The organism is Streptomyces koelreuteriae, from assembly GCF_018604545.1.
Classification (GTDB): Bacteria; Actinomycetota; Actinomycetes; order Streptomycetales; family Streptomycetaceae; genus Streptomyces; species Streptomyces koelreuteriae.
In genome coordinates, this window is sequence record NZ_CP075896.1 from 673455 (window position 1) to 696782 (window position 23328).

23 protein-coding genes are annotated in these 23328 nt (G+C 72.0%); 14 read left to right on the forward strand and 9 right to left on the reverse strand.

Annotated elements, in window-relative coordinates; all coding sequences use genetic code 11:
- Positions 1–3 precede the first annotated feature (3 nt).
- From KJK29_RS03070 to KJK29_RS03080, 3 genes are all read left to right on the forward strand, one after another.
- A complete protein-coding gene (locus KJK29_RS03070) occupies positions 4–222 on the forward strand; it encodes a hypothetical protein (RefSeq protein ID WP_215117047.1) in 219 nt (72 codons plus the stop codon).
- Positions 223–356: 134 nt separating this feature from the next.
- Entirely contained in the window at positions 357–1826 is a 1470-nt protein-coding gene (locus KJK29_RS03075) for an SPFH domain-containing protein (protein ID WP_215124119.1), read from the forward strand.
- Between the two features lie 43 nt (positions 1827–1869).
- A complete protein-coding gene (locus tag KJK29_RS03080) occupies positions 1870–2316 on the forward strand; it encodes a type II toxin-antitoxin system PemK/MazF family toxin (RefSeq protein WP_215117048.1) in 447 nt (148 codons plus the stop codon).
- 6 nt (positions 2317–2322) lie between these two features.
- Here the strand turns inward: KJK29_RS03080 and KJK29_RS03085 are convergent, their stop codons facing one another.
- On the reverse strand, positions 2323–3165 hold the full coding sequence (locus KJK29_RS03085; protein ID WP_215117049.1) for a TIGR02452 family protein: 843 nt from the start codon (positions 3163–3165) through the stop codon (positions 2323–2325).
- Positions 3166–3456: 291 nt separating this feature from the next.
- Between KJK29_RS03085 and egtA the strand changes: the two genes are divergently transcribed.
- The 5 genes from egtA (at position 3457) to KJK29_RS03110 (ending at position 8179) form a co-directional block, all read left to right on the forward strand.
- Positions 3457–4770, forward strand: a complete 1314-nt coding sequence (egtA, locus tag KJK29_RS03090; protein ID WP_215117050.1) for an ergothioneine biosynthesis glutamate--cysteine ligase EgtA — start codon at positions 3457–3459, stop codon at positions 4768–4770.
- On the forward strand, positions 4767–6104 hold the full coding sequence (gene egtB, locus KJK29_RS03095; RefSeq protein WP_215117051.1) for an ergothioneine biosynthesis protein EgtB: 1338 nt from the start codon (positions 4767–4769) through the stop codon (positions 6102–6104). Before egtA ends, egtB begins: the two co-directional genes overlap by 4 nt.
- A complete protein-coding gene (egtC, locus tag KJK29_RS03100) occupies positions 6104–6895 on the forward strand; it encodes an ergothioneine biosynthesis protein EgtC (RefSeq protein ID WP_215117052.1) in 792 nt (263 codons plus the stop codon). Before egtB ends, egtC begins: the two co-directional genes overlap by 1 nt.
- Positions 6892–7854, forward strand: a complete 963-nt coding sequence (gene egtD, locus KJK29_RS03105; RefSeq protein ID WP_215117053.1) for an L-histidine N(alpha)-methyltransferase — start codon at positions 6892–6894, stop codon at positions 7852–7854. Before egtC ends, egtD begins: the two co-directional genes overlap by 4 nt.
- A 109-nt stretch (positions 7855–7963) precedes the next feature.
- The gene (locus KJK29_RS03110; RefSeq protein WP_193477460.1) at positions 7964–8179 is read left to right on the forward strand and encodes a dodecin; all 216 of its coding nucleotides are present in this window, start codon (positions 7964–7966) and stop codon (positions 8177–8179) included.
- A gap of 16 nt (positions 8180–8195) precedes the next feature.
- On the opposite strand, the gene KJK29_RS03115 is transcribed toward KJK29_RS03110, so the two are convergent.
- Positions 8196–8690: a phosphatase domain-containing protein gene (locus tag KJK29_RS03115; protein ID WP_215117054.1), complete on the reverse strand. Its 495-nt coding sequence runs from the start codon at positions 8688–8690 to the stop codon at positions 8196–8198.
- A gap of 111 nt (positions 8691–8801) precedes the next feature.
- Here KJK29_RS03115 and KJK29_RS03120 point away from each other — a divergent pair, with 111 nt between their 5' ends.
- The 4 genes from KJK29_RS03120 to rpmF all read left to right on the forward strand — a co-directional run bounded on the left by KJK29_RS03120 (position 8802) and on the right by rpmF (position 12631).
- The gene (locus tag KJK29_RS03120; RefSeq protein ID WP_215117055.1) at positions 8802–10013 is read left to right on the forward strand and encodes a right-handed parallel beta-helix repeat-containing protein; all 1212 of its coding nucleotides are present in this window, start codon (positions 8802–8804) and stop codon (positions 10011–10013) included.
- 302 nt (positions 10014–10315) lie between these two features.
- Positions 10316–10765 (forward strand): DUF485 domain-containing protein, encoded by a 450-nt coding sequence (locus tag KJK29_RS03125; protein ID WP_215117056.1) that lies wholly within the window; start codon positions 10316–10318, stop codon positions 10763–10765.
- Entirely contained in the window at positions 10762–12357 is a 1596-nt protein-coding gene (locus KJK29_RS03130; protein WP_215124120.1) for a sodium/solute symporter, read from the forward strand. Before KJK29_RS03125 ends, KJK29_RS03130 begins: the two co-directional genes overlap by 4 nt.
- 103 nt (positions 12358–12460) lie before the next feature.
- Positions 12461–12631: a 50S ribosomal protein L32 gene (rpmF, locus tag KJK29_RS03135; protein WP_031108795.1), complete on the forward strand. Its 171-nt coding sequence runs from the start codon at positions 12461–12463 to the stop codon at positions 12629–12631.
- Here the strand turns inward: rpmF and KJK29_RS03140 are convergent.
- Entirely contained in the window at positions 12614–13324 is a 711-nt protein-coding gene (locus tag KJK29_RS03140; protein ID WP_215117057.1) for a nucleotidyltransferase domain-containing protein, read from the reverse strand. The genes rpmF and KJK29_RS03140 overlap by 18 nt on opposite strands.
- A 134-nt stretch (positions 13325–13458) precedes the next feature.
- On the opposite strand from KJK29_RS03140, the gene KJK29_RS03145 reads away from it, so the two are divergent.
- Positions 13459–14445: an LLM class flavin-dependent oxidoreductase gene (locus KJK29_RS03145; RefSeq protein ID WP_215117058.1), complete on the forward strand. Its 987-nt coding sequence runs from the start codon at positions 13459–13461 to the stop codon at positions 14443–14445.
- Positions 14446–14455: 10 nt separating this feature from the next.
- Positions 14456–16819 carry an ATP-binding cassette domain-containing protein gene (locus KJK29_RS03150; RefSeq protein ID WP_215117059.1) on the forward strand — a complete coding sequence of 788 codons (2364 nt, stop codon included), beginning with the start codon at positions 14456–14458 and terminating at the stop codon, positions 16817–16819.
- 4 nt (positions 16820–16823) lie between these two features.
- Here the strand turns inward: KJK29_RS03150 and KJK29_RS03155 are convergent, their stop codons facing one another.
- The 6 genes from KJK29_RS03155 to KJK29_RS03180 all read right to left on the reverse strand — a co-directional run bounded on the left by KJK29_RS03155 (position 16824) and on the right by KJK29_RS03180 (position 23292).
- Positions 16824–17999: an alanine--tRNA ligase-related protein gene (locus KJK29_RS03155; RefSeq protein ID WP_215117060.1), complete on the reverse strand. Its 1176-nt coding sequence runs from the start codon at positions 17997–17999 to the stop codon at positions 16824–16826.
- 107 nt (positions 18000–18106) lie between these two features.
- A complete protein-coding gene (locus KJK29_RS03160; RefSeq protein WP_215124121.1) occupies positions 18107–19039 on the reverse strand; it encodes a lysophospholipid acyltransferase family protein in 933 nt (310 codons plus the stop codon).
- A complete protein-coding gene (locus KJK29_RS03165; protein WP_215117061.1) occupies positions 19039–19806 on the reverse strand; it encodes a GNAT family N-acetyltransferase in 768 nt (255 codons plus the stop codon). The genes KJK29_RS03160 and KJK29_RS03165 overlap by 1 nt, the downstream gene beginning before the upstream one ends.
- A 116-nt stretch (positions 19807–19922) precedes the next feature.
- The gene (locus KJK29_RS03170) at positions 19923–20672 is read right to left on the reverse strand and encodes a succinate dehydrogenase/fumarate reductase iron-sulfur subunit (protein WP_215117062.1); all 750 of its coding nucleotides are present in this window, start codon (positions 20670–20672) and stop codon (positions 19923–19925) included.
- Positions 20669–22618 (reverse strand): fumarate reductase/succinate dehydrogenase flavoprotein subunit, encoded by a 1950-nt coding sequence (locus KJK29_RS03175; RefSeq protein ID WP_215117063.1) that lies wholly within the window; start codon positions 22616–22618, stop codon positions 20669–20671. Before KJK29_RS03175 ends, KJK29_RS03170 begins: the two co-directional genes overlap by 4 nt.
- Positions 22619–22620: 2 nt before the next feature.
- Positions 22621–23292: a succinate dehydrogenase gene (locus KJK29_RS03180; RefSeq protein WP_215117064.1), complete on the reverse strand. Its 672-nt coding sequence runs from the start codon at positions 23290–23292 to the stop codon at positions 22621–22623.
- Positions 23293–23328 lie beyond the last annotated feature (36 nt).

Here is a 23328-nt window from a genome sequence, read left to right on the forward strand (position 1 = left end):
GGCATGGCGGACGCGTCGATGGTCGGGCTCATGGGGCGGGTCACCGGAACGATCGGGCCCGGGCTGGTCGGCGAGGTGATCGTCCGGGTGCGCGGCGGCGCCGAGCACTTCCTCGCCCACCCCGTCTCTCCGGCGGACCGCATCGAGCCGGGCACGGTCGTGACGGTGGTCGAGTACCTGCCGCCGAGAACCGTCTACGTCGCGGCGGCGTACGACAGTTGAGCCCGCTGCGACGCAGGTGAGAGCCGTACGCGTCAAGCTTTGGACAAGGATGTGCGGGCGTCTGTACCCGGGGCCCGCGCAGGAGCACACTCCCCTTCGTTCGGTGCCGAGAGGGCACCATGCAGAGGGGGCGAATGCCGATGGTCGTCGGCGTCGTGGCGGGGGCGGCGGTTGTCGCTGTCGCCGTTCTGATCGGTCTGTTCAAGCTCATGTGGCGGGTCGCCGAACCCAACGAGGCACTGATCATCTCGGGGTCCAAGCACCGTACGGAGGGCATCGAGGAGGGGATGGGGTTCCGCATCGTCACCGGGCGCGGCACGCTCGTGATGCCCGGGGTGCAGGCGGTGCGCAAGCTCTCGCTGGACCTGAACGAGACGGAACTCCAGGTGGACTGCGTGACCCACCAGGGCATCCCGCTCAAGGTGCGGGGCGTGGTCATCTTCAAGGTGGGCGACGACTTCGTGTCGATCGCGAACGCGGCCCGCCGCTTCCTCGACCAGCAGAAGCTGATGTCGGAGCGGGTGCACAACGTGTTCGCCGGTCATCTGCGGTCCATCGTGGGCGGGTTGACGGTCGAGGACATGATCCGGGACCGGGAGAAGCTCACCGGTCAGACGCGGGCCGCGTGCGGCACGGAGATGGAGAAGCTGGGGCTGATCGTGGACTCACTGCAGATCCACGAGATCGAGGACCCGACCGGGTACATCCGGAATCTGGCCATGCCGCACGCGGCGGCCGTGCAGCGGGACGCCCGGATCGCGCAGGCGGAGGCGAACCGGCTGGCCACCGAGGCCGAGCAGCAGTCGTTCGCCCGGATGGCGGAAGCCACCCGGGACAGCGAGATCCTCCAGGCCGGCTACCAGGCCGAGCGCGACAAGGCCGCCGCCAAGGCCCGGCAGGCAGGTCCGCTCGCCGAGGCCGGGGCGAGGCAGGAGGTCGTCGTCCAGGAGACACGGGTGGCGGAGCTGGAGGCGCACCGCCGCGAGCAGCAGCTCCAGGCCGATGTCCGCAAGCCCGCCGACGCGGCGGCCTACGAGACACGCACCCTGGCCGAGGCGGAGCGCGACGCGCGGATCTCGGGGGCCGAGGCCCAGGCGAAGGAGACGGAGCTGGCGGCCGCCGCCGAGGCGACCCGGGTCAAGACGGCCGCGGGTGCCGAGGCCGAGGCGACCAAGGCGCGGGGCGAGGCGGCCGCGCAGGCCACCCGGGCGACCGGTGAGGCCGAGGCGGCGGCCGCGCAGGCCAGGGGGCTGGCCGCGGCCGAGGCCGCCAAGGCGAAGGGGCTCGCGGAGGCCCAGGCCATCAAGGCCCGTGCCGCCGCCCTCGCCGAGAACCAGGAGGCCGTCGTCGCCCAGCAACTCGCCGAGAACTGGCCGGAGATCGTCAAGGCGGGCGCGTCCGCGTTCGGCAACGTCGACAACATGGTGGTCCTCAACGGCGCCGACGGCATGGCGGACATGCTCGCCAAGGCCCTCACCATGGGCGGCACGGGTCTTGGCCTGGCCCGCCAGTTGCTCGCGTCGATGGACCGGAACGGGCAGGCGCCACAGGGCACCTCACCCCTCAACGGGCAGGCCCAGAAAGTACCGGTGGACGACAAGTGACCCGCCGGGTGTGACCACGGGGGGCAGCCTCTAGGGTGCCCCCGTGACCCTGTTTACCGATGAGAACGCCCCGGGCCGCCACGGCCCCTCCGCCACCGTCCAGGCCGACCCGCGCGAGGTGGGCCGGGTCCGCACGGAGTACTCCCCCGCGCACGACGGCGACCCGGACCCCGGGGAGATCGTCTGGACGTGGGTGCCCTTCGAGGAGAACGACGGGCGCGGCAAGGACCGCCCGGTGCTCGTCGTCGCCCGCGAGGCCGGCGGCACCTTCCTCGCCGTGCAGTTGTCCAGCCGGGAGCACGACGGCGACCGGGAGTGGGTGCCGATAGGCAGCGGGCCGTGGGACCGGTCGGGCCGGTTCTCGTGGGTCGGCGTGGACCGGGTGCTGCGCCTGCACGAGGACGGGATGCGCCGGGAGGCCTGCGCGGTGGACCGAATGCGGTTCAACCGGGTCAGGCGCCGGCTGCAGGAACGCTACGGCTGGACCTGAGAGGCCTTACCGCGGGAACACACCCGGTGAGACCTGAAAGGTCTTCTCGAAGGCGCCCAGCACCGCGCGCTCCCGGGTCCGGTCCAGGATCCCGAACGCCACGTGCTCGAAGGTCTCCGCGAACCGTCCGCCGGGCTCCAGCAGCGCCCGGAACGCCCCCGCCACCTGGGCCGGGTCGTTGCGGAACACCCCGCAGCCCCAGGCGCCCAGCACCAGCCGGCGGTAGCCGTGGGCGGCGGCCGTCTCCAGGACCCGTTCGGCCCGGACGGCCAGGGCCCGCGGCAGTTCGGGGGCCCGCTCGGGTGCCGTGCGCAGCACCACGCCCGCGTTGGGCGCGGGCGAGGTCAGGAAGCCCGCGGTGTAGGGCTCGTCCAGCAGCTCGCCCCGGTCGTCACGGAAGACGGGCACGGCCGGTGAGTGGATGACACGGTCCGTGTAGAACGGGTCGCGGTGGGCGCGGTGATGGTCGTAGTAGGCACGGGCCCGGAGCAGGCAGGTGTACAGCGCGGACGCCCGGCACAGGGCCTCTTCCTGGGCCTGGGCGCCGTTCAGGTAGCCGCCGCCGGGATTGCGGGCGGAGGCGAAGTTCAGCACGGCCACCTCCCCGCCGAGCCTGCGGGCGGCCTCCAGGCTGCTCTCGCCGGTGACCTCGATCAGCGTCTTCGTCTGCGTCCGGCTCACCCGAACGGAGGGCACCGGCACCGGTTCCGGCCCGTACAGGCGTGTGCCCTCGCGCGCGGCCCGCAGTTCCCCGGCGATGGACACCTCGCGGCCGTTCGGCGCCCGATAGACGCCCGCCTCCACGATCTGCTCGGTCTGCCGCGCGATACCGCGCAGGCGCGCGCTCACGGCGCCACCCCCGTACGCGCCGTGACCGCGCGTCCCGCGGTCTTCTTTGTCGTGCTCACGCAGGCATCGTGCGTGATGCCCGCTCCGTGGCGCAACGGAGTTTCCGTCGCCGGGGAACGCCGGGGAAAGCCCGGGGAAACGTCCGGTTGACCCCGACGACCGGCCCGGAACGCCCTGTTTTGCCCCCTTGTGCCGAGCGACGTGAAGGTCTTGGCTGGGACGAGTGATCCCCGGCCCGGGCCGCCGAGAGCCCGGACCGATGGCATGGTGGAATCTCAGGAGGATCCCGACATGTCCGATTCCCCTAGTGCATCGGCGAGTGGCTGTACCGAGCCACCCACCGCACTGTCCGCCGCAGACGTCGAGGCCTTGGTGCGCGGCATCTGCTTCAAGACCGGCCCGCCACGCCGCCTCGGGGTCGAGGTGGAATGGCTCGTCCACGAGCTGCGCGCACCGCAGCTCCCCGTCACACCCGAACGACTCGAAGCGGCCTACGCCGCAGTGCGGAACCTGCCTCTGAGGTCGGCGCTCACCGTGGAGCCCGGCGGCCAGCTGGAGCTGAGCTCGCCCCCCGCCGACTCGCTGACGGAGTGCATCGGTACAGTCTCCGCCGACCTCGACGCCGTCCGCACGGTCCTGCGCGAGGAGGACCTCGCCCTCGTCGGCCTCGGCCACGATCCCTGGCACGAACCCCGCCGGTTCCTGCGCGAACCGCGCTACGACGCCATGGAGCGCTGCCTGGACCGCACGGGCCCCTCCGGCCGCGCCATGATGTGCACCTCCGCCTCCGTACAGGTGTGCCTCGACGCCGGTCATGAGGAGCCCGGCCCGCTCGGCCTGGTGCGGCGCTGGTGGCTGGCCCATCATCTGGGCCCGGTCCTGGTGGCCGCGTTCGCCAGTTCCCCGCTCGCCGTTCACCGGCCGACCGGCTGGATGTCCACCCGGCAGCTGCTGTGGACGCGGATCGGCGCCGGCCGGGCGGGAGCACCGCCGCTGGACACCGACCCGCGCGGCGCCTGGGCCCGGCATGTGCTGGACTCCCCCGTGATGTGCGTCCGGCAGAACGGCGGGCCCTGGGACGTCCCCGAGGGGCTCACCTTCCGGGAGTGGATCCGGACGGGGGTGCCGAGACCGCCCACGCGTGAGGACCTCGACTACCACGTCACGACGCTGTTCCCGCCGGTCAGGCCGCGCGGCCACCTGGAACTGCGCATGATCGACGCGCAGCCGGGGGACGACGGCTGGATCGTGCCGCTCGCCGTGACCGCGGCGCTGTTCGACGACCCGGAGGCCGCGGAGACCGCCTACCGGGCCGTGAAGCCGCTGGCCGAGCGGACGCTGGGACTGCCCGCGCCGCACAACCCGCTGTGGCTCGACGCGGCCCGCAGCGGGCTGGCCGACGCCGAACTGCGCGAGGTGGCCGTCACGTGCTTCACGACCGCGCTGGACGCCCTGCCCCGGCTCGGCGCCGCGCCCGAGGTCATGGAGGCCGTCTCGGCCCATCTGGACCGCTATGTCGTCCGGGGCCGCTGCCCCGCCGACGACCTGCTCGACCGACAGCGCGCCACCGACGGTCGCGCCCACGGGAAGGACTTCCGCCCATGACCGACACCGATCCCGCCGTCGACATCGACACCGTCGACCCCGAGATGCTCCGCGAGCGCGCGGTCGCCTCGCTGGTGGTCGCCCGCGAGCGCACCACGCTGCTGACGAGCTGTGTCGAGGAGCCCGACCTGACCGCGCAGCACTCGCCGCTGATGTCGCCGCTGGTGTGGGACCTGGCGCACATCGGCAACCAGGAGGAGCAGTGGCTGCTGCGGGCCGTCGCCGGGCAGGACGCGATACGCCCCGAGATAGACAGCCTCTACGACGCCTTCGAGCACCCGCGGGCCGAGCGGCCGAAGCTGCCCCTGCTGTCGCCCGGGGAGGCGCGCACCTACGCGGCCGACGTCCGGGGCCGGGCCCTGGACGTGCTGGAGGGGGCCGCGTTCCACGGGACGCGGCTGACGGAGGCCGGGTTCGCCTTCGGGATGATCGCGCAGCACGAACAGCAGCACGACGAGACCATGCTGATCACACATCAGCTGCGCAGGGGCCCGCAGGCCCTGACCGCGCCCGACCCGGAGCCGGCGCCACTGTTCACCGGCCCGTCCGAAGTCCTGGTCCCGGGCGGCCCGTTCACGATGGGCACCTCCGGCGAGCCGTGGGCCCTGGACAACGAACGCCCGGCGCACCGGCGCGAGGTCGCGCCGTTCCACATCGACACCACGCCGGTGACGAACGGCGCGTACCAGGCGTTCATCGAGGACGGCGGCTACGACGACCAGCGCTGGTGGACCGCGGACGGCTGGACCCACATCCGCCGGAACTCCATCGCCCACCCGCTGTACTGGCGGCGGGACGGCAGGCAGTGGCTGCGCCGGCGCTTCGGCCTCACCGAGGTCGTACCGCGCGACGAGCCGGTGCTGCACGTGTGCTGGTACGAGGCCGACGCCTACGCCCGCTGGGCCGGACGCCGGCTGCCCACAGAGGCCGAGTGGGAGAAGGCGGCCCGGTACGACCCGGCCGGTGACCGTTCCATGCGCTACCCGTGGGGCGACGCCGACCCGGGGCCCGAGCACGCCAACCTCGGGCAGCGGCATCTGCGTCCGGCACCGGCCGGGAGCTATCCGGCCGGCGAGTCCCCGCTCGGCGTACGGCAGTTGATCGGCGATGTGTGGGAGTGGACGTCGAGCGAGTTCCTGCCCTACCCGGGGTTCAAGGCGTTCCCGTACAAGGAGTACTCGGAGGTCTTCTTCGGGTCCGGCTACAAGGTGCTGCGCGGCGGTGCCTTCGCGGTGGACGCGGTGGCCTGCCGGGGCACGTTCCGCAACTGGGACCATCCGATCCGGCGGCAGATCTTCTCCGGGTTCCGCACGGCCCGCTCGGAGGAGGTCTGATGTGCCGCCATGTGGCGTACGTGGGGCCGCGTGAGCCGCTCGGGCGGCTCCTGGTGGATCCTTCGCACGGCCTGTACCGGCAGTCCTGGGCGCCCCGGCGGCAGCGGTACGGGACGGTCAACGCCGACGGTTTCGGCGTCGGCTGGTACGCCGAGGGCGATCCGGTGCCGGCCCGCTACCGCCGGGCCGGGCCGATCTGGGCGGACCTGTCCTTCGCCGATCTCGCCCGGGTGGTGACGACTAACGCGCTGCTCGCGGCGGTGCGGGACGCGACCCTGTCGGGCGCGGACGCGGAGGCCGCGGCGGCGCCGTTCGCCGCGGGGACCTGGCTGTTCAGCCACAACGGCGCGGTCAAGGGCTGGCCCGGTTCGCTCGCGCCGGTGTCCCGGAGCCTGCCGCCCGAGGACCTGCTGTCGCTGGAGGCCCGCAACGACTCGGCGCTCGTGTGGGCGCTGGTGCTGGCCCGGCTGCGCGGCGGTGACGAGGAGGGCCAGGCGCTGGCCGACACGGTCCTGGAGGTCGCCGCCGCGGCCCCCGGCTCCCGGCTCAACCTCCTGATGCACAACGGCGACACCATCACCGCGACCGCCTGGGGCGACACCCTCTGGTACCTCACCCGGCCGGGCGGCGGCACGGTCGTGGCCTCCGAGCCCTACGACGACGATCCGCACTGGCAGGAGGTCCCCGACCGCACCCTCCTCGCGGCGAGCGGCACGGACGTGCTGCTCACCCCGTTGAAGGAGCCGGCCGACGCCCTCGTCCCCGCATCCCCGAAGGAGCCCCGTACGTGAGCCCGTTCCGCCTCACCCGCCATCTGCCCGAGGACGCCACGGACGCCGCGCTGCGCGCCGATGTCCACCGGGGCCTGACCGGCACCCCCAAGACACTGCCGCCGAAGTGGTTCTACGACGCGCACGGCAGCGACCTGTTCGAGAAGATCACCGAACTGCCCGAGTACTACCCGACGCGCGCCGAGCGGGAGATCCTGCTCGCGCGCTCCGGCGACATCGCCGCGGCGACCCGGGCCCGCACCCTGGTAGAGCTCGGCTCCGGTTCCTCCGAGAAGACGCGGCATCTGCTCGACGCCCTCACGGAGCTGCACACCTACGTCCCCGTCGACGTCAGCGGCAGCGCCCTCACCCAGGCCGGGCAGGCGCTCGCCGCCGAGCGGCCGGGGCTCGACGTGCACGCGCTGATCGCCGACTTCACGGCGGAGCTGACGCTGCCGGACACGCCGGGGCCGCGGCTGGTGGCGTTCCTCGGCGGCACGATCGGCAATCTGCTGCCCGCCGAGCGTGCCGCGTTCCTGGCCACCGTGCGTAGCATGCTCGCCCCGGGCGACGCCCTGCTGATGGGCACGGACCTGGTCAAGGACGAGGAGGTACTGGTCCGGGCGTACGACGACGCGGCCGGGGTGACGGCCGCGTTCAACAAGAACGTGCTGACCGTGATCAACCGTGAGCTCGGCGGCGATTTCGAGCCCGTCGCCTTCGACCATGTGGCCGTCTGGGACGCCGAGCACGAGTGGATCGAGATGCGGCTGCGCTCCCGTACGGCGCAGACGGTCAAGGTGCCGGCCCTCGACCTCGCCGTCGACTTCGCGGCGGGCGAGGAGCTGCGCACCGAGGTGTCGGCGAAGTTCCGGCAGGAGGGTGTGCGGAGCGAACTGTCGGCGGCGGGGCTGGACCTGGCGCACTGGTGGACGGACGGCGCGGGCCGGTTCGCGCTGTCGCTGAGCGTGGCGCGCTGACCTCCCTCGAGCCCCGGGACGGCGGCGGAGCGGGCGGCGACGTCTCGCGCTTCGCCGCCGTGTGGGGCACGGTGGAGTGACTGGAATGCAGCAGAAGAGGAGCAGCGGCATGTCGAACCACACCTACCGGGTCACGGAGATCGTCGGGACCTCGCCCGAGGGCGTCGACGCGGCCATCCGCAACGGCATCGGCCGGGCCTCGCAGACGCTGCGCAACCTGGACTGGTTCGAGGTGACCCAGGTGCGCGGCCAGCTCGAGGACGGGCAGATCGCGCACTGGCAGGTGGGGCTCAAGGTGGGCTTCCGGCTGGAGGAGGGCGAGTAGCCGGGAGCGTTCGCGCTCAGGTCCGTCCTTCCCGCTCCTGCGCTTCCTTCAGCTCGGCGGACCGGGCGGCCCAGTCGGCCCGGACGACCGTGAAGCCCGCGCGCCGGGCGTCCTCGCAGACCAGTTCGTCGTCGTCCACGAGGACGCGGACCTCACGCGTGCGGGCGAGCCGGCGCAGGATCTCCAGCTTGGTGACCCGGGCGGGCCTGCGGTCGCCGTTCGGCCGCATGTGGACGCGTCCTTCGGGCAGTCCCTGCGCGGCCAGCCAGTCGAGTGTGTCGCGGCGGCAGCGCTCGGGCCGGCCGGTGAGATACACGATCTCGCACTCCCGCTCGCTCTCCTGAACCAGCGCGATGCCTTCCGGGAGCGGCGGGTCCTGCGGCGCCGCCGCGAAGAACCCGTCCCAGTCCCGCGGCCTGCGCTCCAGGAACTTCTGCCGATGCGCGGTGTCGGCGAGGGTGTTGTCCAGGTCGAACACGGCCAGCGGCGCCTTGCTGCGATCATCACTCACGCTCCCACCCTAGGCCGTGTCCGCCCGGCGCTTCCCGTGTCCGCCCGGCAACCTTCGCGCGCCGGGCGGCCACTGCTCTGCGACACCCAGCAGGCAGAGGCGGGAGGCCGTATGCGCAACACGAGGATCTGGTCGGCGGCGATGATGACGGGGACGGCGCTGGCCCTGGTGCTGGGCGGCCCGGCGGGGCCGGCCGTCGCCGCGGGCACGACCCTGGTCGTGGCGCCGAACGGGGACGACTCCGCCCCCGGTACGCTCGCCCGGCCGCTGAAGACCATCCAGCGGGCGGTGGACCTGGCGAAGCCCGGCGACAGCATCAGTGTGCGCGGCGGGACGTACGCCCTCACGGACAACATCACCATCGCCGGGTCGGGGACCGCGTCCCAGCCCATCACCCTCACCGCCCACCCGGGCGAGCGGGTGGTCGTCGACGGCGAGCGACTGCCCGCGAGCCACACCCCGGTCGGCGGCGGCATCCCGCGTGCCGAGCGCGGGGCGGTCCACATGGAGGCGTCGCACTGGCGGATCTCGGATCTGGAGATCGTCAACGGCCCGTACGGGGTGTACTGCGACGGCTGCGACGGCAATGTCTTCTCGCGCCTGAGCACGCACGACAACTACGAGTCCGGCTTCCAGCTCCAGGGCGACTCCAGCGACAACCAGATTCTGAACCTGGACAGTTACGGCAACCGCGACCCGCGCAAGAACGGGGAGAGCGCCGACGGCCTGGCCGTCAAGGAGGGCTCCGGCACGGGCAACGTGGTGCGCGGCGCCCGGCTGTGGAACAACGTCGACGACGGCTTCGACGCCTGGGAGTTCGCCTCCCCGGTGACGATCGAGAACACGGTGGCGTACGGCAACGGATTCAACCGCTGGAACTTCCCCGACTTCGCGGGCGACGGCAACGGCTTCAAGCTCGGCGGCGGCAGCCCGGCCCCTGCGGTGGCCCACACCGTGCGCGACAGCGTCTCCTTCAAGAACGCGAAGCACGGCCTCACCGACAACGGCAACCCCGGCTCCCTCGCCCTGAGCCGCAACTCCACGTACGGCAACACCGGTACGGGTTTCGACGCCGACGTCTCGGGCGGAACCGCCCGGCTCACCGGCAACCTCTCCGTCGCGGACCAGCGCGCGGCGGCCGTCGGGGCGAAGACGGTCGCCGACGGCAACTCCTGGAACATCGGCGGCACATGGAACGCCTCCTCGGTGCTGAGCACCGACCCGGGTCCGCTCACCGGCCCCCGGGCGGCGGACGGCTCACTGCCGAAGGCGCCGGCGTTCCTCGTCCCCCGCAACGGCACCGCCGTCGGCGCCCGTTTCTGATCCGGCTCATTTGAGACAGCCTGGCCGGATAAATGGTCCGGACTATTCGCCGGGGATGTGAACGAGCGATGACCACAGATCAATTGACCATCACAGTTGATAGCTCAAGCACAGCACTGACATACTCCCCGTGGCCGTCCCCGCGATTCCGGACTGCGACTTTTCCGGTTTCACGAGCCCCCCCCACAGAGCCCGCACCCCCTCACCGTGTCCGGCGCCCCTCCACCCTGCTCGAAAGCCGGACGCGACACCTCCCCGACAGGGTCGAGTGCGGGGCACGATGCAGCGAAGAAGGTGCGCCTGTGCCCGAATTCCCACCGAGGCGGGAAGACACTCCCACATTTCCGCTTCCGCACATCGAACACACACCGCCGTCTCGTATATCCGACCATCCCGAATTCCTCTCGCTGCGTCGCGCGCAGCGTCGGTTCGGGATCCGGGCGACGATCCTGTCCGCCGGCGGATTTCTGCTGTATGTACTGCTGTCGAGTTTTGTTCCCGCGGTGATGAATCAGCCGCTGTTCGGCCATCTCACGATCGGGCTCACTCTCGGCCTCGGGCAGTTCGTCATCATGGGCGTGACCGCCTGGTGCCATGTCCGGCACATGCGTGACCGGGTCGATCCGCTCGCCCGCGGCCTCAGGTCCGCCCGGCAGCACGAGAACGACAACCGCCACGCCCGTCCGGCCGCGGCGCCCCAGGGCGCCGGGCAGCCCCTGCGGCACGGCACGAGGGGGTTCCGCACGTGGTGACGACCGCCGCCGCCATTGACGACAGCAGCCTGCAGCTGACGTTCGTCCTGTTTCTGACCGTGGTCGTGATCACCCTGTTCACGGCGCTGCTGACGGCCCCTCAGCGCGACGAGATCAGCGAGTTCTACCTCGGCAACCGCACCATGTCGCCGTTGCGCAACGGCCTGGCCATGTGCGGCGACTACCTGTCCGCCGCCACCCTGCTGGGCAGCACCGGCCTGGTCGCCCTGACCGGCTACGACGGACTGATGTACCTGGGCGGCACCACCGTCGCCTGGATGATGGTGCTGCTGCTGATCGCCGAACCCCTGCACCGCACGGGGAAGTTCACGCTCGGCGACACGGTGGCGCTGCGCCTGCCCCGGCAGCAGCGGCCGGTGCGGGTCGCCCTCGCGGTCTGCATCCTGGCCATCGCGACGCTCTATCTGGTGGCCCAACTCGTCGGCAGTGTGGCGCTGTTGACCCAGTTCACCGGAGCACCCAGCGCCACCACCCGCACCCTGTGCGTGGCGGTGATCGGAACGTTCGTGATCCTGTACGCCTCCCTCGGCGGCATGCCCGGCGCCACGGTCATCCAGATCATCAAGGCCGTGATGCTGGTGGCGGGCGTGCTGTTCACGGCGGGCTTGGTGCTGCACCACTTCGACTGGAACCCCGACGCGCTGCTGGAGAGGGCGGCCGAACGCAGCGGCGCCGGACCGCAGTTCCTCGAACCCGGGCTGCGCTACGGCGGGACCGTCAGCAACAAGCTGGACTTCTTCAGCCTCGAACTGGCCATCGTCCTCGGCCTCGCCGCCCTCCCGCACGTGCTGATGCGGCTGCTCGCCCCGCGCAAGAGCGGTGTGCTGCGCTCCTCCGTCCTGTGGGCCGTCGGCCTGGTCGGCGCGGTCTGCTTCGGGGCCGGCATCCTCGGCCTCGGCGCCACCGCGCTGCTCGGCCGGGACACCATCGAGAACACGGACCGCACCGGCAACGCCTCCGTCCTGCTGCTCGCGCACGAGTTGGGTGGCAGTGTGCTCACCGCGCTGCTGACGTGTCTGGCCTATCTGACCCTGCTCGCCGTGGCGGTGGGCCTCACCCTGGCCGCGGCCTCGTCCCTCGCGCACGACCTGTACAGCGAGGTGATCCGCAAGGGCCAGGCCACCGAGGCGGAGGAGCTGACCGTGGCCCGGCTGTCCGGAGCGGTCATCGGCGTCCTCGGCATCCTGCTGGCCCTCGTCGCCTGGGGGGCGAACACCGCGACGCTCGCGTTCCTCGCCTTCGCCATCGCGGCGTCCGCGATCCTGCCGACGATCATCTACACCCTCTTCTGGCGGCGCTTCACCGCGAAGGGGGCGCTGCTCAGCCTCTACGGCGGCCTGGCCTGCTCGGTCCTGCTCGCCGTGTTCTCCCCCGTCGTCTCCTCCGCCCCGGCCTCCTTCTATCCCGACGTCGACTTCGCCTGGTTCCCGCTCCAGAACCCGGGCATCGTCTCCATCCCCGCGGGCTTCCTGCTGGGCTGGCTCGGCACGGTGCTGGACAAGGGCCCGGCCGAGGACAGCTCCGCGCACGAGGAGTTCGAGGTGCGGATGCTGGTGGGCGCCGACGACTGACCCACAGCTGGGGCATCGACGGCCGGGCAGCGGGGACACTCATTGTTAATGGGATCCATTTTCATGTAGCGTCCTCGGTGCCCGTCCACCGAGGAGGAGTCCCATGGCTGTCCCGAAGCGGAAGATGTCCCGCAGCAACACCCGTCACCGCCGCGCCCAGTGGAAGGCGGCCACCCCGACGCTGGTCCCGGTCACCGTCGACGGCGTCCGCCACCTCGTACCGCAGAACCTGGTCAGGGCCTACGAGCGCGGGCTGCTACGCCCGGACGGCTGAGGCCGCTGCCTCCGGGTAGAAGTGCGCGCGGACCCGCCGCAGCCATGCCTCGACCGGCGCCTCGTCGGGCTCGTCCGGCAGCGCCGTGCGGCCGGTGTCGAAGGCGGCCTCGTAGTGTCCCAGCAGGGGCCGCGCGGCGGAGGGGTCGGCGGCGACCCGCTCCCCGAAGGCGTGGTACTCCTCCGGGTTCTCCACGCGGATCGTCAGCCGCCCGGTGGTGTACAGCTCCAGGCCCTGCCCGCACAGCCGCTTGAGATGCCGGGCGTGCTTCGCCGCGCGCCCGCGGGTGTCCGCGGAGGACGAGCGGTCGCTGCGGCTCTCCAGCCGCCGGAACTGCTGGGTGGCGTAGCCCAGGTAGGCGTCCCTGACGCGCCGGGCGCACAGGAAGGAGGAGCGGATGCCGATGAGCTCGTCGCCGAGCGGGGTCCGCACCTCGTACAGCTCGTCCGGGAGCCACACCAGCTCCATGGCGGTCGGGTTGCCGCCCAGGGCCAGCCGGCACCACTTGGCGGCCTCGTGCAGTGTGCTGTCCGGCGCCTTGCCGACGTGGGACTCCTTCGGCCGGCGCAGACCGTGCAGCTCTTCGGTGGGCGCCGCGAACAGGCCGAGGCGGTCGATGTCGGACCCCTCGTGGGCGAGTCCGTACGCGGTCGATCCGACGATGCCGGAGAGCAGGACGTTGGGGACGGTCATGGTCGGCCGCCTTTCACTACGGGATACCGGGCCATTGTCCTGACCTGCCAGGACGCGGTCACCCGGTTTTCCGGCGGTGGTCCCGGTGCGGCGACGGCGGAATACCGGCGCCCCTGTGCGGCGTAGAACCTCGTATGGAACCAGTGCGCCTGTCCGTCCTCGACCGCTCCCGCACCCGCGAGGGGCACACCCACCCCGAGGCGCTGCGGGACACCGTGCGGCTGGCGGGGGAGCTGGAGCGGCTCGGGTATCACCGGGTGTGGGTGTCGGAGCATCACGGCGTTCCCGGGGTCGCCGGTTCCGCGCCGACCGTGCTGGCCGCCGCCGTCGCCGCCGCGACCAGGACGATCCGGGTCGGCACCGGCGGGGTGATGCTGCCCAATCACCGGCCGCTGGTCGTGGCCGAGCAGTTCGGGGTGCTGGAGTCACTGTTCCCCGGGCGGATCGACATGGGCCTGGGCCGGTCCGTCGGGTTCACCGACGGGGTCCGCAGGGCCCTGGGCCGCGACAAGGGCGACGCCGAGGACTTCGAGGCCCAGCTGCGGGAGCTGCTCGGCTGGTTCCGGGGCACCTCCCCCACCGGGGTGCGTGCCCGCCCCGCCGAGGGGCTGAGCGTGCCGCCGTTCGTGCTGGCCATGGGCGAGGGCGCCGGGATCGCCGCCCGCGCGGGGCTGCCCATGGTCATCGGTGATCTCCGCAACCGGGAGAAGATGCGGCGCGGCATCGACCACTACCGCGAGCACTTCCGCCCCTCCGAATGGGCGCCGGAACCGTACGTCGTCATCTCGGGGACGATCGCCGTGGCGTCCACGCCCGAGGGGGCCCGGCGGCTGCTCGTCCCGGAGGCCTGGGCGATGGCGTACTCCCGTACCCACGGCACCTTCCCTCCCCTGGCGCCCGCCGAGCACGTCGAGGCGCTCACCATGACGGGCAAGGAGCGCGGCTTCCACGAGTCCGGGCTCACCGGCCACATCGCCGGCACCGAGGAGCAGGTCGCCGACGAGCTGGAGACGGTCCTGAAGGAGACCGGGGCGCAGGAGGTCCTCGTCACCACCAGCACCTACGACCGCGAGGCCCTGCTGGACTCCTACCGGCGGCTGGCCGCGATCACCTCCGGTTAGAGTCCTGCCCATGCACGACCCCCACACCCCCCACGACCCCTACGTCCGCGTCCGCGGCGCCCGCGAGCACAACCTTCAGGGCATCGACGTCGACATCCCCCGGGACGTGCTGGCCGTGTTCACCGGCGTGTCCGGCTCGGGCAAGTCGTCCCTGGCGTTCGGCACGATCTACGCGGAGGCCCAGCGGCGCTACTTCGAATCGGTCGCACCGTACGCACGCCGGCTGATCCACCAGGTCGGCGCGCCGAAGGTCGGGGAGATCACCGGTCTGCCGCCGGCCGTCTCGCTCCAGCAGCGCCGCGCCGCCCCCACCTCACGCTCCTCCGTCGGCACCGTCACCAACCTCTCCAACTCGCTGCGCATGCTGTTCTCCCGGGCCGGCACCTATCCGCCCGGCGCCGAGCGCCTCGACTCCGACGCGTTCTCGCCCAACACGGCGGCCGGGGCCTGCCCGGAGTGCCACGGGCTCGGGCAAGTGCACCGTACGAGCGAGGAGTTGCTGGTCCCCGACCCGTCGCTGTCGATCCGCGAGGGGGCCGTCGCCGCGTGGCCGGGCGCCTGGCAGGGCAAGAACCTGCGGGACATCCTCGACGCGCTCGGCCACGACGTGGACCGGCCGTGGCGGGAACTGCCCGCGACGGCCCGGGAGTGGATTCTCTTCACGGACGAGCAGCCGGTCGTCACCGTGCACCCGGTGCGGGACGCGGACCGCATCCAGCGGCCGTACCAGGGCACCTACATGAGCGCCCGGCGGTACGTGATGAAGACCTTCTCGGACTCCAAGAGCCCGACCCTGCGGACGAAGGCCGAACGGTTCCTGGCCAGTGCGCCCTGCCCGGCCTGCGGCGGAAGCCGGCTGCGCCCCGAGGCACTCGCCGTGACGTTCGGCGGCCGGACCATCGCCGAGCTGGCCGCCCGGCCGCTGGTGGAGCTGGCCTCCGGTCTCGACGGGACATCGGAGACCGCCCGGGTCCTCACCGCCGACCTGACGTCCCGGATCGCACCGGTCCTCGAGCTGGGCCTCGGCTACCTCAGCCTCGACCGGCCCACCCCCACCCTCTCCGCCGGCGAACTGCAACGCCTGCGCCTCGCCACCCAGCTGCGCTCGGGCCTGTTCGGCGTCGTCTACGTCCTCGACGAGCCGTCGGCCGGGCTGCACCCGGCGGACACCGAGGCACTGCTCACGGTGCTGGAGCGGCTGAAGTCGGCCGGGAACTCGGTGTTCGTGGTGGAGCACCACCTCGATGTCGTGCGCGGCGCAGACTGGCTGGTGGACGTGGGTCCGCAGGCGGGCGAGCACGGCGGGCGGGTGCTGCACAGCGGCCCGGTGGCGGACCTGGCCGCGGTCGAGGAGTCGGCGACGGCCCGCTACCTGTTCGACCGCTCCCCCGCTCCGGCCCGGGAGGTCCGTGAACCGGGCGGGTGGCTGACGACCGGCCCGGTCACCCGGCACAACCTGCGCGGGGTGACCGCAGACTTCCCGCTCGGCGTGTTCACCGCGGTCACCGGGGTGTCGGGCTCCGGCAAGTCCACGCTCATCGGCGAGATCACCGAGGACGCGGCGGGCACGGCGGGGGTGGGCCGGCTGGTCTCGGTCGACCAGAAGCCCATCGGGCGCACCCCGCGCTCGAACCTCGCGACGTACACCGGTCTCTTCGACGTGGTGCGCAGGGTGTTCGCGGCCACCGACGGGGCGCGTCAACGGGGCTTCGGGGTCGGCCGGTTCTCCTTCAACGTGGTGGGCGGGCGCTGTGAGACCTGCCAGGGCGAGGGGTTCGTCAGTGTGGAGCTGCTGTTCCTGCCGAGCACGTACGCGCCCTGCCCGGACTGCGGCGGGGCCCGGTACAACACCGAGACGCGGGAAGTGACGTACCGGGGGCGGGACATCGCGCAGGTGCTGGATCTGACGGTGGAGAGCGCGGCGGAGTTCTTCGCGGACACCCCGGCCGTGGCCCGCAGCCTCGGCACCCTGCTGGACGTGGGCCTCGGCTATCTGCGCCTCGGCCAGCCCGCGACGGAGCTGTCCGGCGGCGAGGCGCAGCGCATCAAGCTGGCGAGCGAGCTGCAGCGCGGCCGTCGCGGCCACACGCTCTACCTCCTCGACGAGCCGACCACCGGTCTCCACCCGGCCGACGTGGATGTGCTGATGCGCCAGTTGCACGGCCTGGTCGACGCCGGGCACACGGTGATCGTCGTCGAGCACGACATGTCCGTCGTCGCCCGCGCGGACTGGGTGATCGACCTCGGCCCGGGCGGCGGCGACGCGGGCGGCCGGATCGTGGCGGCCGGTCCGCCCGCGGAGGTGGCGGCGGCAGAGCCGAGCGCCACAGCCCGCTATCTGGGCCGGGCGCTCGGCCGGGAGCGACAGGGGTAGCCCGTCAGCGGGTGGCGAGCAGTCCGGCGACGAGGTCCCGGGGCAGGCCGTGGGTGTCGTGGAGGTAGCCGTAGTCCTCTTCGCTGAGCGGCCTCCGGTACTGGGGCCGGGACAGCAGACGGCGTCCCCGTTCGATGAGTTTGCGGAACCGCCGCTCCTCGTCGAGGAGGATCTCCCGGACGAGGTCGGGGCCGACGGACTGGCGGAAGTGGTCGAGGGTGTGCTCGATCAGCTCCGGGGGCAGGTCGGCGAGGGTACGGGAGGAATCGTCGCGCCCGAGCGTGGTGAGGAGTCGGCGGATCAGCCGGCGCAGGACGTAGCCGCGGCCGGTGTTGGACGGCCGTACGCCGTCGCCGAGCACGGCGACGGCGGCGCGCAGGTGATCGCTGACCAGGCGGGTCGACGGGCCGTCCAGGCCCCACAGCGAGGGCACGGTCCGCATCCACGGTTCGAAGAGGTCCGTGTCGTAGACCGACCGGTGTCCTTGCAGGACGGCGACGAGGCGTTCCAGTCCCATGCCCGTGTCGACGCCGGGCTGCCGCAGGGGGACGAGAGTGCCGTCGGTGTGGCGCTCGTAGCGCATGTGGACGTGGTTCCAGAGTTCCGTCCAGCGGGGGTCGGTGTCGGGGCTGCCCTCAGGCGGGGTGCCGGGCTCGCCGGTCCAGACGAAGATCTCCGAGTCGGGGCCGCAGGGGCCGACCGGGCCGTTGGACCACCAGTTCTCCTGCCCGGCCCGCTCCACCGGCAGCCCCAGCTCCTCCCAGACGCGCAGTGATTCGGTGTCGGGGCCGACCTGGTCCGATCCGCCGAAGACCGTGACGTGCAGGCGTTCTCGCGGGATGCCGAACCCGTCCCGCAGCAGCTCGTACCCCCAGCGGAGCGACTGGGCGTGGTCGTAGTCGCCCAGTGACCAGGAGCCGAGCATCTGGAACACCGTCAGGTGCGTGGTGTCGCCGATCTCGTCCAGGTCGGTGGTGCGCAGACAGCGCTGGAGGTTGACCAGCCGCCGCCCCTGGGGGTGCGGGCGGCCCAGCAGATAGGGCGTGAGGGGCTGCATTCCGGCCGTGGTGAACAGCACCGGGTCCGAGGGCGGGGGCAGCAGCGTGCTGCCGGTGATCAGCCGGTGTCCGCGCTCACGGAAGAAGTCGTTGAACGTCTGTACGGTCCGCTCCGTGTCCATGGCGGTCTCCTTGAGGTCAGGGGACCGGAACGAACCGCGCGAGGGAAGCCGGAGAGTACGGGGGTCCTGGCGGTCCGTTTCCGGCCGCCGGGAAGGGATTGACGAGGTCAGGCGTCGGCAGCCGGTGAGCTGGTCGCTCGCGCGGCTGCTGCGTCGGTGCGCTTGATGACCTCCATGGATCCGACGGTAACAGCGGGCGCCGGAACCGTCGCGGGCTTTTTCGTGCCGCCGTACGGCCGGGTCACCAGCGCGGCATGCGTCCAGGCCGGCTCGGCGGGCTCCGTCGGCTGCGCGGCCCGGGCGAGCGAGCGCCGGTCGGGGTGGGCGCCCGGGGGTATGACGTCCTGGACGTCCACGTGGGCCACCAGTCCGCGTGCCGACACCACGCGCCAGACCGAGGCCGGCAGCGTGTCGTCGCCGACGAAGGCGGGCGCGGTGCTGGTGGGCCCGTCGGCGATCCGGTACCGCAAGTGCACCGGCTGGACGGCGGCCCCCGCGTCCAGCGCGGCCTGGAAGACGGCCCGGCGGAACACCCCCTGGGAGCGGCCGCACCAGGTGCTGCCCTCGGGGAAGACCCCGACGGCGCGGCCCTCGCGCAGCACCTCGGCGATGCGGGCGACGGTGCCCGGCAGGGCCCGCAGCCGGTCCCGGTCGATGAACAGGACGCCGCCGCGCGCGACCAGCGGCCCGGCGACGGGCCACCGCCGCACCTCGGTCTTGGCCAGCATCCGGGCGGGACGTACGGCGGCGAGCAGCGGTATGTCCAGCCAGGAGATGTGGTTGGCGACCAGCAGCAGGGGGCCGGTGGGGGCGGCGGCGCCGGTGATGCGGACCTGGACCCCTGCGGCCCGCACGATCCACCGGCACCACCGCCGGACCAGGGACGCCGGCATGCGCGCGCCGAACGGCGTCAGCGCGATCCCGGCGAGGAGGAGCAGGACGACGGCGGTGAGCCGCAGCACGGCCCACGGCACGGCCCTCGTCACCGGCTCGACACAGGCCCGGGGCGTACAGGGCGCGAGGGGCAGCCAGGCGCTCATCACGCCGGCACGAGGGAGAGGAAGTGCCGCAGGTAGCGCGAGTTGACCCGGCTCATCGGCAGCAGCACATACAGGTCGGCGACGCCGAAGTCCGGGTCGTGGGCCGGTTCGCCGCACACCCAGGCGCCGAGGCGCAGATAGCCGCGGAGCAGGGCGGGCAGTTCGACGCGGGCGGCGGGCGCGGGGCCCGGGATCCACGGCAGCAGCGGCTGGACGCGGAACTCCCGCGGCGACAGATGCTTGTCGCTCACCCGGTCCCAGGTGGCGGAGGCGAGAGCGCCGCCGTCGGCGAGCGGGATGGAGCAGCAGCCGGCGAGCCACTCGTGGCCGCGGTCGACCATGTAGCGGGCGATACCGGCCCAGATGAGGCTGATGACCGCGCCGTCGCGGTGGTCGGGGTGCACGCAGGAGCGGCCGACCTCGACGAGTTCCGGCCGGATCCCGCCGAGGGCGGTCAGATCGAACTCGCTCTCGGAGTACAGCCGCCCGGCGACCGCCGCGCGCTCCGGCGGCAGCAGCCGGTAGGTGCCGACGACCTGGCCGGTCGTCTCCTCGCGGACGAGCAGGTGGTCGCAGTACGCGTCGAACGAGTCGACGTCGAGGCCCGGCTGCGGGCCGGTCAGCAGGGCGCCCAGTTCCCCGGCGAAGACGTCGTGGCGCAGCCGCTGCGCGGCACGCACGTCGTCCTCGTTGCGGGCGAGGGAGACGGTGTAGCGGGTGGGGGCCGTGGGCTGCGCGGGACGGTCGACGGTCAGTACGCCGGTCATGGCTCTCTCCTGGTCACGGGCCGGAGGCGGCGAGCGGTGCCGCCGCCCCCTGTTGTGCCCATGCCGCCTGTCCTGCGCGTGACGAGTGCCAGGAGCGCGGGTGTGCGCCTGTTGAACTACTGCTTGGCGACCTTCCGCGTGGCCCGCAGCCACTCCTTGTTCATGCTGGTGATGGACATGAGGGGAATTCCCTTGGGACAGGCGGTGGCGCACTCCCCGGCTAGGGTGCAGCCGCCGAAGCCCTCCTCGTCCATCTGCTCCACCATGTCCAGCACGCGCGTCTCCCGCTCGGGCGCCCCCTGCGGCAGCACATTGAGATGGTTGACCTTGGCGGACGTGAACAGCATCGCGGCCCCGTTGGGACAGGCGGCCACACAGGCCCCGCAGCCGATGCACTCCGCGTGCTCGAAGGCGAGCTCGGCGTCGGGTTTCGGCACCGGGGTGGCATGCGCTTCGGGAGCCGCGCCCGTCGGTGCGGTGATGTAGCCGCCGGCCTGGATGATCCGGTCGAAGGCGGACCGGTCCACGACCAGATCCTTGATGACCGGGAAAGCGGAGGCCCGCCACGGCTCGATGTCGATCGTGTCGCCGTCCTCGAAGGACCGCATGTGCAACTGGCAGGTCGTGGTGCGTTCCGGCCCGTGCGCATCCCCGTTGATCACCAGGGAACAGGCACCGCAGATGCCCTCGCGGCAGTCGTGGTCGAAGGCCACGGGGTCCTCACCGCGCAGGGTGAGCTCCTCGTTGAGCGTGTCGAGCATCTCCAGGAAGGACATGTCGGGCGAGATGTCGTCCACCTCGTAGGTGGACATCGTGCCGTCGGCGTCTGCGTTGCGCTGCCGCCAGACGCGCAGGGTGAGCTTCATGCGTAGCTCCGCTGAGTGGGGTGGACGTACTCGAAGGCCAGGTCTTCCCTGTGCAGGGCCGGGGCCTCGCCGGTGCCGGTGAACTCCCAGGCGGCCGCGTAGGCGAACTCCTCGTCCTTGCGGGCGGCCTCGCCGTCGGGCGTCTGGGACTCCTCGCGGAAGTGGCCGCCGCAGGACTCGGCGCGGTGCAGCGCGTCGAGGCACATCAGCTCGGCCAGCTCCAGATAGTCGACGACGCGGTTGGCCTTCTCCAGCGACTGGTTGAACTCCTCGCCGCTGCCGGGCACCTTGATGCGCCTCCAGAACTCCTCGCGGATCTGCGGGATGCGCTCCAGTGCCTTGCGCAGGCCCGCGTCGGAGCGGGCCATGCCGCAGAACTCCCACATGAGTTCGCCGACCTCGCGGTGGAAGGAGTCGGGGGTGCGGTCGCCGTCGACGGACAGCAGCAGGTGGAGCCGGTCCTGGGTCTCGGCCAGCACCTCCTGGACGACGGGGTGTTCGTCGGTGACCGCGTCGTGGTGCGGGTTGCGGGCCAGGTAGTCGTTGATGGTGGCCGGGAGGACGAAGTAGCCGTCGGCCAGGCCCTGCATCAGCGCGGAGGCGCCGAGCCGGTTGGCGCCGTGGTCGGAGAAGTTGGCCTCGCCGATCGCGAACAGCCCGGGGACGGTGGTCTGGAGGTCGTAGTCGACCCACAGGCCGCCCATCGTGTAGTGCACGGCGGGGTAGATCCGCATCGGCACCCGGTACGGATCCTCGTCGGTGATCCGCTGGTACATGTCGAAGAGGTTGCCGTACTTGGCCTCGACGGCCTTACGGCCCATCCGCCGAATCGCGTCGGCGAAGTCCAGGTACACGCCCTGGCCGCCGGGACCGACGCCCCGGCCCTCGTCGCACACGTTCTTCGCGGCGCGGGAGGCGATGTCACGCGGCACGAGGTTGCCGAAGGACGGGTAGATGCGCTCCAGGTAGTAGTCGCGCTCGTCCTCGGGGATCTCGGCCGGGGGCCGCTGGTCCCCCTTCGCCTTCGGCACCCAGATACGCCCGTCATTGCGCAGCGACTCGCTCATCAGCGTCAGCTTGGACTGGTGGTCGCCGGTGCGCGGGATGCAGGTGGGGTGGATCTGGGTGAAGCAGGGGTTGGCGAAGAGGGCGCCGCGCCGGTGGGCCCGCCAGATCGCGGTGGCGTTGGAGTTCATGGCGTTCGTCGACAGGTAGAAGACGTTGCCGTAGCCGCCGGAGGCGAGCACGACGGCGTCCGCGAAGTACGTGTCGATCCTGCCGGTGATCAGGTCCCGGGCGACGATCCCGCGCGCCCGCCCGTCGATCACGATCAGGTCGAGCATCTCGGTGCGCGGATGCATCTCGATGTTCCCGGCGGCGATCTGCCGGCTGAGGGCCTGGTAGGCGCCGAGGAGGAGCTGCTGGCCCGTCTGGCCTCGGGCGTAGAAGGTGCGCGAGACCTGCACGCCGCCGAAGGAGCGGGTGTCGAGCAGCCCGCCGTACTCACGGGCGAACGGCACGCCCTGGGCCACGCACTGGTCGATGATCTCGACGGAGATCTGCGCCAGCCGGTGGACGTTGGACTCGCGGGCCCGGAAGTCGCCGCCCTTGACGGTGTCGTAGAACAGCCGGTGGACGGAGTCGCCGTCGTTGCGGTAGTTCTTCGCGGCGTTGATGCCTCCTTGCGCGGCGATGGAGTGGGCGCGGCGCGGGGAGTCCTGGTAGCAGAACTGGACGACGTGGTAGCCCTGTTCGGCGAGGGTGGCACCGGCCGAGCCGCCGGCGAGGCCGGTCCCGACGACGATGACGGTGTGTTTGCGCCGGTTGGCGGGGTTGACGAGTTTCGCTTCGAAGCGGCGCTTGTCCCAGCGCTCGTTGACCGGCCCGGACGGGGCCTTGGTGTCGACGACCGGCTCACCGGTCGCGTAGTCGGCGTAGGAAGTCATCTTCAGCTCACCACTCCGGTCATGACGCCCACGGGTACGGCGATGAAACCGGCCGTGAGCAGCAGCGCGAGAACGTTGGCGACGGTCTTCAGGGCGCGGTCGCGGCTGCGGCTGCCGGCGCCGAGGGTCTGGGCGGCGCTCCAGAAGCCGTGCCGGATGTGCAGGCCGAGCGCGAGCATCGCGACGATGTAGACGACGTTGCCGTACCAGGTGGAGAAGGTGTCCACGACGTTCTGGTACGGACGGCCCTCCTGGAAGCCGCCGGGGTGCGCGGTACCGGTCGTCAGGTCCAGGATGTGCCAGACGATGAACAGCCCGAGGATGATCCCGCCCCAGCGCATGGTGCGCGTGGCGTAGGAGGCCCGCGGCTTCTTGTGCACGTACTTGCTCGGGCGCGCCCTGATGTCGCGGCGGCTGAGCTGGTACGCGGCGGTGGCGTGGGCGACGACGGCGGCGACGAGCACGACGCGGATCAGCCAGAGCGTCCACTCGTAGTGCATGAACGGCTCACCGACGGTGCGCAGCCAGTGGCCGTAGGCGTTGAACTCGCCCGCGCCGAAGTAGATCTTCAGGTTCCCGATCATGTGGGCGACCAGGTACAGCAGCATGATCAGCCCGCTGACCGCCATCACGGTCTTCTTGCCGAGGGTGGAGTCCCACACGGTGCGTGCCATGGACGGCCGTCGGTCCGTCCTCGTTGCCAGAGCCAT

What these genes read in the sequence shown, in the direction of transcription:
- KJK29_RS03155 (WP_215117060.1), bottom strand. Translation starts at nt 17,999, where the DNA reads ATGGACACGGAGCGGACCGTACAGACGTTCAACGACTTCTTCCGTGAG.
- KJK29_RS03165 (WP_215117061.1), bottom strand. Translation starts at nt 19,806, where the DNA reads ATGACCGGCGTACTGACCGTCGACCGTCCCGCGCAGCCCACGGCCCCC.
- KJK29_RS03175 (WP_215117063.1), bottom strand. Translation starts at nt 22,618, where the DNA reads ATGACTTCCTACGCCGACTACGCGACCGGTGAGCCGGTCGTCGACACC.
- KJK29_RS03150 (WP_215117059.1), top strand. Translation starts at nt 14,456, where the DNA reads ATGCACGACCCCCACACCCCCCACGACCCCTACGTCCGCGTCCGCGGC.
- KJK29_RS03120 (WP_215117055.1), top strand. Translation starts at nt 8,802, where the DNA reads ATGCGCAACACGAGGATCTGGTCGGCGGCGATGATGACGGGGACGGCG.
- KJK29_RS03070 (WP_215117047.1), top strand. Translation starts at nt 4, where the DNA reads ATGGCGGACGCGTCGATGGTCGGGCTCATGGGGCGGGTCACCGGAACG.
- KJK29_RS03110 (WP_193477460.1), top strand. Translation starts at nt 7,964, where the DNA reads ATGTCGAACCACACCTACCGGGTCACGGAGATCGTCGGGACCTCGCCC.
- KJK29_RS03075 (WP_215124119.1), top strand. Translation starts at nt 357, where the DNA reads ATGCCGATGGTCGTCGGCGTCGTGGCGGGGGCGGCGGTTGTCGCTGTC.
- egtB (WP_215117051.1), top strand. Translation starts at nt 4,767, where the DNA reads ATGACCGACACCGATCCCGCCGTCGACATCGACACCGTCGACCCCGAG.
- KJK29_RS03180 (WP_215117064.1), bottom strand. Translation starts at nt 23,292, where the DNA reads ATGGCACGCACCGTGTGGGACTCCACCCTCGGCAAGAAGACCGTGATG.
- KJK29_RS03145 (WP_215117058.1), top strand. Translation starts at nt 13,459, where the DNA reads ATGGAACCAGTGCGCCTGTCCGTCCTCGACCGCTCCCGCACCCGCGAG.
- KJK29_RS03170 (WP_215117062.1), bottom strand. Translation starts at nt 20,672, where the DNA reads ATGAAGCTCACCCTGCGCGTCTGGCGGCAGCGCAACGCAGACGCCGAC.
- egtC (WP_215117052.1), top strand. Translation starts at nt 6,104, where the DNA reads ATGTGCCGCCATGTGGCGTACGTGGGGCCGCGTGAGCCGCTCGGGCGG.
- rpmF (WP_031108795.1), top strand. Translation starts at nt 12,461, where the DNA reads ATGGCTGTCCCGAAGCGGAAGATGTCCCGCAGCAACACCCGTCACCGC.
- KJK29_RS03160 (WP_215124121.1), bottom strand. Translation starts at nt 19,039, where the DNA reads ATGAGCGCCTGGCTGCCCCTCGCGCCCTGTACGCCCCGGGCCTGTGTC.
- egtA (WP_215117050.1), top strand. Translation starts at nt 3,457, where the DNA reads ATGTCCGATTCCCCTAGTGCATCGGCGAGTGGCTGTACCGAGCCACCC.
- KJK29_RS03140 (WP_215117057.1), bottom strand. Translation starts at nt 13,324, where the DNA reads ATGACCGTCCCCAACGTCCTGCTCTCCGGCATCGTCGGATCGACCGCG.